The organism is Acidovorax sp. (assembly GCF_027492855.1).
GTDB lineage: Bacteria > Pseudomonadota > Gammaproteobacteria > Burkholderiales > Burkholderiaceae_C > Acidovorax.
The window spans coordinates 324,390-336,479 of record NZ_JAPUDY010000099.1 but is presented as its reverse complement, the minus strand read 5'-3'; the positions used below and the strand labels follow the sequence as shown (position 1 = coordinate 336,479).

Annotated in this window: 11 protein-coding genes and 1 other RNA gene; 7 read left to right on the top strand and 5 right to left on the bottom strand. The window is 66.6% G+C overall.

The window, feature by feature from the left end:
* From Q0105_RS19880 to dapF, 3 genes are read right to left on the bottom strand one after another with little or no spacing between them, the layout of a single operon-like run.
* Entirely contained in the window at positions 1-960 is a 960-nt protein-coding gene (locus tag Q0105_RS19880; protein WP_298214324.1) for a tyrosine recombinase XerC, read from the bottom strand.
* A 4-nt stretch (positions 961-964) separates the two neighbouring features.
* A complete protein-coding gene (locus Q0105_RS19875; RefSeq protein WP_298214322.1) occupies positions 965-1,654 on the bottom strand; it encodes a DUF484 family protein in 690 nt (229 codons plus the stop codon).
* Positions 1,651-2,544 carry a diaminopimelate epimerase gene (dapF, locus tag Q0105_RS19870; protein ID WP_298214320.1) on the bottom strand — a complete coding sequence of 298 codons (894 nt, stop codon included), beginning with the start codon at positions 2,542-2,544 and terminating at the stop codon, positions 1,651-1,653. Before dapF ends, Q0105_RS19875 begins: the two co-directional genes overlap by 4 nt.
* A 118-nt stretch (positions 2,545-2,662) precedes the next feature.
* On the opposite strand from dapF, the gene Q0105_RS19865 reads away from it, so the two are divergent.
* Positions 2,663-3,367 (top strand): glutathione S-transferase N-terminal domain-containing protein, encoded by a 705-nt coding sequence (locus Q0105_RS19865; protein ID WP_298214318.1) that lies wholly within the window; start codon positions 2,663-2,665, stop codon positions 3,365-3,367.
* A 23-nt stretch (positions 3,368-3,390) separates the two neighbouring features.
* Here Q0105_RS19865 and Q0105_RS19860 read toward each other — a convergent pair whose 3' ends face one another.
* A complete protein-coding gene (locus tag Q0105_RS19860) occupies positions 3,391-4,263 on the bottom strand; it encodes a LysR substrate-binding domain-containing protein (protein ID WP_298214316.1) in 873 nt (290 codons plus the stop codon).
* A gap of 121 nt (positions 4,264-4,384) precedes the next feature.
* On the opposite strand from Q0105_RS19860, the gene Q0105_RS19855 reads away from it, so the two are divergent.
* The 6 genes from Q0105_RS19855 to Q0105_RS19830 all read left to right on the top strand — a co-directional run bounded on the left by Q0105_RS19855 (position 4,385) and on the right by Q0105_RS19830 (position 11,577).
* Entirely contained in the window at positions 4,385-5,347 is a 963-nt protein-coding gene (locus Q0105_RS19855; protein ID WP_298214314.1) for a tripartite tricarboxylate transporter substrate binding protein, read from the top strand.
* 90 nt (positions 5,348-5,437) lie between these two features.
* Positions 5,438-6,190, top strand: a complete 753-nt coding sequence (locus Q0105_RS19850; RefSeq protein ID WP_298214312.1) for an Asp/Glu racemase — start codon at positions 5,438-5,440, stop codon at positions 6,188-6,190.
* 76 nt (positions 6,191-6,266) lie between these two features.
* Positions 6,267-7,964, top strand: coding sequence for an MBL fold metallo-hydrolase (locus Q0105_RS19845; protein WP_298214310.1), 1,698 nt, complete (start codon positions 6,267-6,269; stop codon positions 7,962-7,964).
* A gap of 171 nt (positions 7,965-8,135) precedes the next feature.
* The gene (locus Q0105_RS19840; RefSeq protein ID WP_298214308.1) at positions 8,136-8,924 is read left to right on the top strand and encodes an rRNA pseudouridine synthase; all 789 of its coding nucleotides are present in this window, start codon (positions 8,136-8,138) and stop codon (positions 8,922-8,924) included.
* Positions 8,925-9,073: 149 nt separating this feature from the next.
* Positions 9,074-10,336: a YjgN family protein gene (locus Q0105_RS19835; protein WP_298214307.1), complete on the top strand. Its 1,263-nt coding sequence runs from the start codon at positions 9,074-9,076 to the stop codon at positions 10,334-10,336.
* Positions 10,333-11,577, top strand: a complete 1,245-nt coding sequence (locus tag Q0105_RS19830) for a M48 family metallopeptidase (RefSeq protein ID WP_298214305.1) — start codon at positions 10,333-10,335, stop codon at positions 11,575-11,577. The genes Q0105_RS19835 and Q0105_RS19830 overlap by 4 nt, the downstream gene beginning before the upstream one ends.
* A gap of 51 nt (positions 11,578-11,628) precedes the next feature.
* On the opposite strand, the gene rnpB is transcribed toward Q0105_RS19830, so the two are convergent.
* Positions 11,629-12,081: RNase P RNA component class A (gene rnpB / locus Q0105_RS19825), an RNA gene on the bottom strand.
* Positions 12,082-12,090: the final 9 nt, after the last annotated feature.

The following is a 12,090-nucleotide window of genomic DNA, read 5'->3' as shown; positions in this document are numbered from 1 at the left end:
CTACTTTGAATCGGGCTTGCGCCGAGCCCTGGGATGCGCCACGTCATACACCTTGGCCAGGTGCTGAAAATCAAGCCGCGTATAGACCTGTGTGGTGGTGATGTTGGCGTGGCCCAGCAGCTCCTGCACGGCGCGCAGGTCACCGCTGCTTTGCAGCAGGTGGCTGGCAAACGAGTGGCGCAGCATGTGTGGGTGCACCGGCGTGGTCAGCCCGGCCTGCTGGCTGCGCTGGCGCAGGCGCAGCCAGATCGACTGCGCCGTGAGCCGCTTGCCGCGCTGGCCGACGAACAGCGCGGCATCGAGCCGCGCCGAGCCCTCGCCACCAAACGGCGTGGCCCGTAGCTGCAGCCAGGCCTGCAGCGCCTCGGTGGCTGCGCGGCCCACGGGCACGCTGCGGCGCTTGCTGCCCTTGCCGAACACATGGGCTTCGCCCGCCTGCAAATCCACCCAGCCCCGGCCCTGGCGCTGGGTGTCGGCATTGGGTAGGGCATCCAGCCCCGCCAGCTCGCCCACGCGCAGGCCGCAGCCGTACAGCAGCTCGACCATGGCCGCGTCGCGCGCCTCCAGCCAGGGGTCGGCGCCGGTGTGGTCGAACTCGGCCAGGCGCACCGCGTCGTCCACCCCCAGGGCCTTGGGCAGCGGCTTGGGCGCCTTGGGGGCGCGCACGTCTTGCACGGGGTTGTGCGGAATCAGCCCCTGCCGCCCGGCCCAGGTAAAAAAGCCGCGCCAGCCCGAAAGAATGAGCGCAATGCCCCGCCCGCTGCGCCCGCCGCTGTGCATCTGCGCCACAAAACGGCGGATGTGCGCACTCGTCAGTTGCAGCAAAGGCAGGTTGACGCCCGCAGCGAACTGCGCGAGCTTTTCCAGGTCCAGGGTGTAGAGCGCGAGCGTGCGCGCCGCCAGCCGCTTTTCGACCCGCACATGCTCCAGATAGCGCAGCACCTGCGGGTCGGGCGTCATCACCTTATTTGAGTCTCAAGAGCGCGGCGCTCGCCAGCTCGGCCATGCGGGCCAGGAAGTCGGTGCCCATGGTGGCTTCAAAACGCTCTGGGTCGTGCGAGCCCAGCACCAGCAGGCCAAAGGCGGGTGTGGCGCTGTCGATGGCGCCTTCGCGCAGCGGCAGCAGGGCCAACGACTGGGCAGGCTCGCCCGCCTCGCCAGCCAACCAGCCTGCGGGCTCGAAACCCAGGTTGGGGCCGCAGAACGGCATGGTGAGCGACGAGGCAAATGCCCGTGCATCCTCGCTGGCGCCACGGGTGAAGTCTGCGTCGATGTAGGGGCCCGCCACGTCCCACACGCGCACGGCGGCCTGGGGCACGTCGAACAGGGTGCGCACGCCCTCGGCCACGGCCTGGGGCAGGTCGATCGGGTCCTTGATCTGCAGCAGCGCGCCCGTCCACTGGTGCACCTTGTGGGCGATGGCGGCGTTTTCGGTGCTGTTGCGCACCATGTCCATGATGCGGTGCTCCAGGCCCTTGATCTTCTCGCGCAGCATCTCGGCCTGGCGCTCTTGCAAACTCACGGCGCGCGCGCCGTGGGGGCTGGTGATCTGCACGCTGGCCAGCACCTCGGCATGGCGCTCGAAGAAGCCCGGGGTGTTGGTCAGAAAGTGGGCGATGTCGTCTTCGGTGATCGGTGGGATGTGGGAGGTCATAGGAGGGTGTCAGGAATGTCGATCTGGCCTTCGAACACCGTGGTGGCGGGGCCGGTCATGAAAACGGAATCGGTGTCCACACCGCTCCAGGCAATGGTCAGGCGCCCGCCACGCGTCTGGACCTCTACTTCAGCGTCCAGCAGCCCCAGGCGGATGCCCAACGCCACCGCCGCGCAGGCGCCCGAGCCGCAGGCCAGGGTTTCGCCCACGCCACGCTCAAACACGCGCAGCCGCACGTGGCTGCGGTCCACGATCTGCAGGAAACCCGCGTTCACCCGCTGGGGGAACCGCACGTGGCTCTCGACCAGCGGGCCCGCCTCTGGCACGGGCGCGGTGTCCACATCGTCCACCAGTTGCACGGCATGTGGGTTGCCCATGGAGGCAACCGCTACAAAAACAGTAGCTGTTAGCGCTTTACCATCAAGCGCCAGTGGCCATTTTTGCCCTAGACCCTGGGCTACAGGGGTGAGGCCTGCGGGGTCGAACGGCACCTTGGCGGGCTCGAACTCCGGGCGGCCCATGTCCACGGTGACGCGGCCATCGGCCGTGAGGCGGGGGGCGATCACGCCGCCTTTGGTTTGCACGCGGATCGTGTCCTTGCCCGTGAGGCCCCGGTCGTGCACAAAACGCGCAAAGCAGCGGGCGCCATTGCCGCATTGCTCCACCTCGCCGCCATCGGCGTTGTGGATCACGTATTCGAAGTCGATGCCCGCTGCAGCCGCATCGGGTGTTGGGGGCCGCACGGTAAGGATCTGGTCGGCGCCCACGCCAAAATGGCGGTCGGCCAGAAAACGGTACTGGGCGGCAGACAGCCCCAGGCGGCCCTGGGTCTCGTCGAGCACCACGAAATCGTTGCCCGCGCCCTGCATTTTGGTAAAGCGAATCTGCATCTGCCGGATTATCGTCGGTGGGCCGCCAATCACCCCAGGCAGCGCCGATTTCACAGCCGGATTAGGCTTGTCATCTTTTGGCGCCGTCTTCGTCGCCACCACCAGCGAGGATCCCTTCATGCCCGATCTCACCAGCTTCCCCATCACCCACAAATGGCCCGCCCAGCACCCCGACCGCATCCAGCTGTATTCGCTGCCCACGCCCAATGGCGTGAAGGTGTCGATCGCGCTGGAGGAAGTGGGCCTGCCCTACGAGCCCCACCTGGTGAGCTTCGAGACCAACGACCAGATGTCGCCCGAGTTCCTCTCGCTCAACCCCAACAACAAGATCCCCGCCATCCTCGACCCGAACGGCCCTGGCGGAAAGTCACTTGCGCTGTTCGAGTCCGGCGCCATCCTGCTGTACCTGGCGGACAAAACCGGCCAGTTGCTGCCCCAGGACGCGGCCGCGCGCTACGAAACCATCCAATGGGTGATGTGGCAGATGGGCGGCCTGGGCCCCATGTTCGGCCAGCTTGGCTTCTTCCACAAGTTCGCGGGCAAGGAATTTGAAGACAAGCGCCCACGCGACCGCTACGTGGCCGAGTCCAAACGCCTGCTGGGCGTGCTCAACCAGCGCCTGGCAGGCCGCCAGTGGGTGATGGGCGACCAGTACACCATTGCCGACATCGCCATCCTGCCCTGGGTGCGCAATCTGATCGGCTTTTATGGTGCCGGTGACTTGGTGGAGTTTTCCCAGTTCACCGAAGTGCAGCGCGTGCTCGATGCCTTTGTGCTGCGCCCAGCCGTGGACAAGGGGCTGGCGATTCCGGCCCGCACTTGATTCTTCAGAAGAATGCGCCGGCCTCAGCCTCCTGACACCATCTGAACGAATGTCGGCACCACGCCGACGACATCGTCGCGCCGCTGCAAAGCATGCACATCGGCGCGCGGTGCCTTGGCCCCCAGGGGCTTGAACACCACGCGCTGGGCAAACAGCGTGCTCAACGAAGAAGGAACCAGGGCCACCCCCAGCCCTGCAGCCACCAAGCTCAGCACGGCCGCCAGCTCCACGGTCGTCTGTGCCACCCTGGGCGCAAAGCCGGCTTGCACACAGCACTGCACCATGTACTCGGCATGGGCCGACGAATCGCGGCGCAGCATCACGAAGGGCTCGCTGCGCAAGTCCTTCAAGGCCAGCGCCTTGCGCCTCGCCAGCGGATGGCCCGGCGACAACGCGGCCACCACGGGGTCGGGCCAGACCAAGGTGCTCGCAAGCTGGTCGTCATTGACCGCCGTGCGCGAGATGCCCACATCGATGCGCTTGTCGCGCAGCGCAGCCTGCTGCAACGAGGGCTGCATTTCGTGCAGCACCACATCCACACCTGGATGGCTTTGCCGGTAGCGCGCCAGCACCGCCGGGAATGGCCCCAGAAAATGCGATCCCGACAGTCCCACCTCGATACGCCCCGCCTGCCCCTGGCCGATGGCCGCCACACGCTGGCGCGCCGCATCCAGCCGCTCCAGCACCGCACGCGCATCCACAAGATAAGCCTTGCCTGCCAGCGTGAGCTCCACACGCCGGCTGGTGCGTACGAACAGCTGGGCGCCCAGCTCTTGCTCCAGTTGTGCGATCTGCAGGCTCAGCGGCGGCTGCGAGACATGCAGGCGCTGCGCAGCACGGGTAAAGCTCAGCTCTTCGGCCAGCGCGATGAAGTAACGCAAATGCCGCAGTTCCATGGACGAACCTTTCAATTCACCAATACTTCAAAAGTCTAGATCAAGATTAACAATATATTGGACTGCAGTGTCTCGCGTTTCGACAATACGCCCTGAACACAACAACCTGGCGGAGACAAACATGAAGAACCCACACGGCCTGCTGGCTGCCACGCTCGCTCTTTCAGGCCTCGCCATGGCGCAAGACAGCTACCCCAGCAAGGCCATCACGCTCACCGTGCCCAACCCGCCCGGCGGCGTGGTGGACACCTCGGCTCGGTTGCTCAACGAGCCCCTGGCGCGCGTGCTGGGCCAGCCCGTGGTGATCGACAACAAGGCCGGCGGCAGCGGCAACGTGGCCTATGGCGCCGTGGCCCGCGCCAAGCCAGACGGCTACAACCTGCTGATCTCGTACTCGGCCTACCACGTGGGCAACCCGGCGCTCTCGCCCAGCCTGCCCTGGGAGACCAAGGATTTCGCCCCCGTTGCCCTGCTCACCGTGGCCACCAACGTGATCGCGGCCCACCCCTCGGTGCCAGGCAACACTCTCAAGGAGTTCATCGCTTACCTCAAGGCCAACCCCGGCAAGGTCAACTACGCGTCGCAGGGCAACGGCTCACTCTCACACATCGGCACCGAGATATTCAAGCAGCAGAGCGGCACCTTCATGACCCACATCCCCTACCGCGGCTCCGGCCCGGCGGTGGCAGACGTGCTGGCCGGCCAGGTGCAGGTGTTCATCACCACACCGCCGTCGGTCATGCAGCATGTGATCAGCGGCAAGCTCAAGGCCTTTGCCGTGACCGGCCCCAAGCGCCACCCCAGCCTGCCCAATGTGCCGACGGTGGCCGAGGCCGGCATGCCCGACTTCAAGCTCGAAGCCTGGGTGGGCCTGTTCGCCCCTGCGGCCACGTCCCCCGCCGTAATCACCAAGCTCACGGCCGACGTGAAGAAGGCCCTGGAGATGCCCGAGACGCGCCAGCGCGCCGACGCGGCCGGCGTTGAGCTGCGCTACCTGCCACCCCAGGCGCTCAGCGAGTTGGTGAAGACCGAAACCGCCTACTGGGCCAAAACCATCAAAGGCGCCGGCATCAAGGCCGACTGACCCGCCAGCTCCCTCCCCTGCGCAATCCCATCCCGGCGCCCCATGCGCCGGGCGGAGCAGCGCTTTGCCTGTTTTTTCCGAAAGACCGCCATGCAACGCACTTACCGCATCGGGCAGATCGTGCCCAGCTCCAACACCACCATGGAGACCGAGATCCCCGCCATGCTGCACGCCCGTGAGCAGATCTTGCCCGAGCGCTTCAGCTTCCATGCCAGTCGCATGCGCATGCAGAAGGTCACCAAGGAAGAGCTGGCCGCCATGGACCACGGCTCCGACCGCTGCGCGCTGGAACTGTCGGATGGGAAGATGGACGTGATGGGCTATGCATGCCTTGTGGCCATCATGAGCATGGGCCTGGGCTACCACCGCGCGTCTGAGCAGCGGCTGCACGAGGTGACGGTGGCCAACGGCAAGCCCGCACCCGTGGTGTCGAGCGCAGGCGCACTGATCGAAGGCCTGAAGGCCATGGGTGCGAAAAAAGTCTCGGTGCTGACCCCTTACATGAAGCCGCTGACCCAGCTGGTGGTGGACTACATCGAGCACGAGGGCATCGCCGTACACGACAGCCTGTCGCTGGAGATCGCCGACAACCTGGAGGTGGGCGCACAGGACCCTGCCGCGCCCGCGCAGATCGTGCAGCGCCTGGACACGCGCGGGGTGGACGTGGTGGTGATCTCGGCCTGCGTGCAGATGCCCTCGCTGGCCTCGGTGCAGGTGGCACAGGACCGGCTGGGCATCCCCGTGGTGTCCGCTGCCGCTTGCACCACCTGGGCCATGCTCAAGCGCCTGGGGCTGGAGACCCGGGTGCCGAATGCGGGTGCCCTGCTCTCCGGCAGGTATTGAAAGGCGCAGCACCGCAGCAATCACCCGTCCGACAGGGGAGCAGGCAGGCTGCGGGGCAAAACCCGATAATGGATCGATGCCCCGCATCACCCAACAACTGCTCCCCCACCGCGAACCCGTAGCCACCCGTCCGGCCGCCACCGTGCTGCTGCTGCGCGATGCGCCGAACGACGGCGGGCTCGAAGTTCTGATGACCCGGCGCTCGGACAAGGCCAGTTTTGCGCCCGGCGCCTATGTGTTTCCTGGCGGGGGTATCGATGCGCTCGATGCCGCGCCCGAGACACATGCCGCCGCCGACCGCCGCCCCACCCAGAGCGCCTTGCACCTCACCCAGGCCATCGCCGCCATCCGCGAAAGTTTTGAAGAGCTGGGCATTTTGTTGGCCCGCCATGCCGACGGCCCCCGCCAGGGCGCCATGGCCAACGACGAAGACATCGCCGCCATCGACCGCCACCAGCCCTTTGTGGCGCAATGCCAGGCCCGTGGCCTGCGCCTGGCGGCCGACAGCGTGTACCTGCTGGCCCACTGGACGGCCGACCGCGACCTGGCGCGCCGCTTTGAGGTGCCCTTTTTGGTGGCCCGCATGCCCGAGGGCCAGGAGCCCGTGGCCGACGAGTCCGAGCAGTTCGAGCCGGTGTGGGTGCGCCCCGCCGACGCGCTGGCGCGGCATGAGGCGGGGCAGTTTTTCATGATCTTCCCCACCATCCGCACGCTGCGGCGCCTGGCCAGTTTTGCCAACACCCAGGCCGCGCTCGATGCCGTAGCGCACGAGCAGCCGCTGTGGGTGAGCTGCCCGCGCGCGGGCCTCTTGGCGGGCAAGGAATCGCGCTACATGGAAGACGAAATGCCCTTTGGCGAGCTGGCCCTGGTGTGCCCCGACGGGCAGATCGTGCACCCGCTCGATTGGCAGACCGAGCGGCCCGTGCCCCTGCTGCGCAACGTGCAGCGCCTGACCGCGCCCAACCCCGGCGTGATGACCGGCCCCGGCACCAACAGCTACCTGGTGGGCAACCCGGCCACGGGCTTCATCGCCATCGACCCCGGCCCGGCCGATGCCGAACACCTGGACAAGCTCTGGCGCGCGGCGGGCGGCGACATCCGCATGATCGTGTGCACCCACTCGCACCCCGACCATTCGCCCGGCGCCGCGCCGCTGCAAGCGCTGTGCGTGCAGGCGGGCAAGGCAAAACCACCCATTCTGGGCCTGCCATCAGCCCCCACGGCCCGCGCCGCCAGCGCCTTCACGCCTGATCGTTCGCTACAAAATAATGAGCTGCTAGTGCTTGATGGGCAAGCGCCAGAGGGCAAAATCACCCATACCCTGCAGGTCATCCACACCCCCGGCCACGCGGCCAACCACCTGTGCCTGCTGCTGCTGGAAGACGCCCTGCTGTTCAGCGGCGACCATGTCCTCAACGGCAGCACCACGGTGGTGGACCCGCCAGACGGCAACATGGCCGACTACCTCGACTCGCTCGACCGGTTGGACGCCATGTGCGCCGAGCACGGCGTGGAGTTCATCCTGCCCGCGCACGGCTACGTGCTGGGCGGCCCGATTCTGGGCGCCCGCAGCGCCATCGCCAAGCTCAAGGCCCACCGCCTGGCACGCGAGGCCAAGGTGCTGGCCGCCATGCAGGCGCTGCCGCAGGGCAGCATGGACGACTGGGTGCGCCTGGCCTACGACGACGTGCCCCCGCGCATGTGGCCCGTGGCCCAACGCTCGCTGCTGGCCCATGTCGAACGCATCCGCGCGCTGCAACCCGGCAACAACTGATACGAAAACGGTTTCGTTCCAACAGAAAAAGAAAAGAAAAAAGAACCGCTCACGCTGAGCCTGTCGAAGCGCCGCGCAATGCTTCGACAAGCTCAGCACGAACGGATTTGCTGAATTTGCTGATGGAACCCATCCTGGAGATGGGTTCCCCTTACCCGAATCCCCCCTTCAATGACCGACAAGAACCCTGACCCCAGCCACATCCGCCTGGCCAAACGCGTGGCCGAACAACTGAACTGCTCGCGCAGCACGGCCGAGCAATTCATCGAGGGCGGCTTTGTGAGCGTGGGCGGCCAGGTGGTCGAAGCCCCCGGCGCCCGCGTGCGCCCCGACCAGGCCGTGACGGTGGCGCAAGACGCCAGCCTGCTTGCGCTGACGCCCGTGACGCTGCTGCTGCACAAGCCCGCCGGTTTCGAGGCGGGCCTGGGTGGCCTGTCCGCAGACAAAGCGGCCCACGCAAGCCGCAGCCAGGGCGCAACACAGGCCACCACGCTGCTGAGCGCCACCTCGCACCTGCCCGAAGACGCCTCGGGCATCCGCGTGCTGCAGCGTCACTTCAAGCAACTTGAATGTTTCACGCCGCTGCCCACCGAAGCCAGCGGCCTGGTGGTTTACACGCAGGACAAACGCATCGCCCGCAAGCTGGCCGAAGACATCGAGTCGCTGGAGCAGGAGTGCATCGTCGAGGTGAAGGGCGACATCGCAACGAACGGCCTGCAGCGCCTGTGCCATGGCCTCAGCTTCAACGGCCGCCCGCTGCCGCCCATCAAGGTGAGCTGGCAGAGCGAGACCAAGCTGCGTTTTGCACTCAAGGGCATCCGCCCCGGCCAGATCCCCGCCATGTGCGAGGCCGTGGGCCTCACGGTGGTGGCCATCAAACGCATCCGCATCGGCCGCGTGCCGCTGGCCAAGGTGCCCGAGGGGCAGTGGCGCTACCTGCAGCCGTGGGAGCGGTTCTGAGGCGCCCCACAGGCACGGCCTCTTCGGGGCGAATACGCTCCTGAAAACATAGCTGCTAGCGCTTGATGGCAAAGCGCTAGCAGCCTTTTTGTTTGTATTCCCTTTGCCCCATGCCGCTGCTACACTGCTCGGCACTCAGGAGGGAGCTCATGAACCAACAAAAAACTGGCGGCGCGGCGGGGCCGGCGTCCACCTTCATGTCGCAAAACATCGAAGCGCACCCGCTCGAATTCACCGGCGGCGGTGGCGAATATTTCCGGGTGTGGATCGTCAATGTGCTGCTCAGCATCGTCACGCTGGGCATCTACACGCCCTGGGCACGTCGCCGCACGGCCCAATACTTCTACAGCCACACCCTGGTGGCTGGCAGCCCGCTCGAATTCACGGCGCACCAGAGCAAGATGGTGAAGGGCTTTTTGATGCTGGTGCTGATCTCCATCGCCTACAACATCGCCGCCAACACCGGGCAGGACACGGCCGTAGGCCTGTTTTTGCTGGCGGGCGCGCTGCTGGCGCCCCTCATCTGGGGCAGCGCCATGCGGTTTCGGCTGAACGCCACGCGCTGGCGCGGCCTGCGGCTGCAGTTCACCGCCAGCTGGAAAGAGGTGTACATCGCAAGCTGGCCGGTGTTTGCGCTGGCGCTGGTGTGGTTTGGCGTGTTCTTCGGCATGCAAATGCTGTCGCCTGGGCTGGCCGAAGCCTTCCAGGCTGCCGAAGACGAGGTCCGCAAACCCTCCTTCCCGCCCTTCACACCCGCCATGGGCGGCTTGCTGTTGCTGGGCCTGGTGCTAACGCTGCTGTGTTTCATCCGCCTGGAGTTCAACTACAAAAGCCTCTTGGTGCTCAAGGCCCAGGTGGGTGCCGAGCACGGCCGCTGGAAGCCGGTGTACCTGGACTTCGTCAAGATCTGGCTGGCCACTGTGGCGGTGTTCATCCTGTGTGTGTTGGGCCTCGCCATACTCATCAGCGTGCTCGCAGGCGGCTCCGTCGCTCTGATCGCCGGTCAGGGCAATCGCATGGGCATGTGGATGTTTGTGGTGGCCCTGGTGGCCATCATCGCGGGCTTCTTCCTGCTGCTCATGGCATCGGCCCCCGCCCGCGCCTACCGCGAGGCCCGCATGTTCCAGCTCATGTGGAGCAACATCGGCGTAAGCCATGTGGCGCGCTTCAAGTGCCGCCTGAGGAGTCGCAGCTACGTGTGGCTGCGCATCAAGAACATGCTGCTCACCCTGGTCACGCTGGGGCTGTACCGCCCGTTCGCGCGGGTCAGCGAATACCGCATGAAGCTCGAATCCGTCACCCTGCACGTCAAAGGCGGCGTGGAGCAGGTGGCGGGCACCATGGTGCGCCAGCAACAAGGCGGCCTGGGTGACGCGATGGCAGATGCCGCAGGCCTGGACCTCATCGGGTGAACACGCGCGCCCCCCAGAACGCTGCCCTGGTCCCGGGCCGCTGGTTCGACGGCCAAAGCAGCAAGGCCCGGCCCGTGATGGTGAGCCTGCGGCCCACGCCGCAGGGCCCGTCGCTGGTGCTGCACCCGCTCTCGCAGCCGGGTGCCGCGCCTGCCGTGTTCGCCTGCAAGGACGTGGGCTGGCCCGAGGCCTGGAACGAACGCAAACCCCAGCCCCTGGTGGTGGTGGACCTGCGCGACCACGGCAGTGTCGAGATCGACGCCGTGGCCGACTGGCGCGCAGCCCTTGCAGCCGCTGGCGAGCGCCCTGGCCTGACCCAGCGCATGCAAACCCGCTGGCCCGTGCTGCTGGGCGTGACTACCGCGGCCATCGTCGGCCTCACGCTGTTCTACCGCTACGGCACGCCCTGGGCGGCCACACAGCTCACACGCTTCGTGCCCCTGGGCTGGGAGATCAGCGTGGCCGAAAACGTGCTCAGCGAGATGGACGACGGCACGCTCAAACCCAGCAAGCTGCCCAAAGAACGGCAGGATCAGCTCAAGGCCCGCTTTGATGCCCTGGTGCAGCAAACCCCGCCCCAACTGCTGCGCTACCCCGGCTACCGCCCCCCGCTGTCGCTGGAGTTCCGCTCCGGCATGGGCGCCAACGCCTTCGCGCTGCCCGGCGGCAAGATCGTGATGACCGACGGCATCGTCAAGGCCGCCGCCAAGCAAGGCCTGCCCGACGATGCCCTGGTGGGCGTGCTGGCCCACGAAATCGGCCATGTGGTGCACCGCCACACCACGCGCATGGTGGTGCAGCAAGGCGTGCTCAACATGGGCTTGGGGCTGGCGCTGGGCGACGTGTCCGGCATCGTCTCCACCGGCGCATCGCTGATGACGGGTTTGGCCTACAGCCGCAACCACGAGCGCGAGGCCGATTGTTATGCCATCGCCCTCATGCAGCACAAGGCGCTGCCCACGGCGCCGATGGGCAAGCTGCTGCTGGCCATTGCGCGCGATGAGGACGATGAAGAAGAGGACAAGAAAAAGGACGGGGGCAAAGACACGGCCGCCATCGGCACGGCCTCACCCGCCTCCGGGGCCAGCACGCCCGACACCGAGCGCAAGCGCAAGGCCCGCGAGGCTCGCAAAAAAGCCGAGTCGCACCCGGTGTGGTCGCTGCTGAGCAGCCACCCCGACACCGTGGAGCGGGCCGCAGAGCTGGAACGGGGGCATGCTCCCCACTGCGCCAAAAGTTGAGCCGCTGCGCCGCGCCATGGCATGGCGTGGGCGCGGGGGAACAAAAATAAAGTGTGAAGCACGCCGATAAGCCGGATTCTGTGCGCTGCCGAAACCCTTGCGGGCTCCCGCAGCGTGACCGCCATTAATCTGGGCCGGGTGTCGCCACCACGGCTCGGTGCTACCTACCCGCCAACTCTGCGGAACCACATCAACGTTGGCCTACTTGGTATTGCTGCGCGTAGAGATTGCCCGTTTCACCCGAAGCGGGCGCCGCCCGCTTCGGGTGGCTATGGTCTTTGCGGCTTGCGCCGCAAACCGTCTGGCTTGCGCCAGCCGTGCCCGCTTTCGCGGGCGACCGATAGAACACCTTCGGTGGCGTGCAGCCTGCTCCGACTCGTCTCTGTTGCTCTAATCCTCACCTCACGGTGGGCAGCCGTTAGCTGCTACGCTGTCCTGTGCAGTCCGGACGTTCCTCCAGTGCCTGGTTTCCCAGATTGCACCAGCGGCGGTCTGGCGTGCTTCACGAGGTGA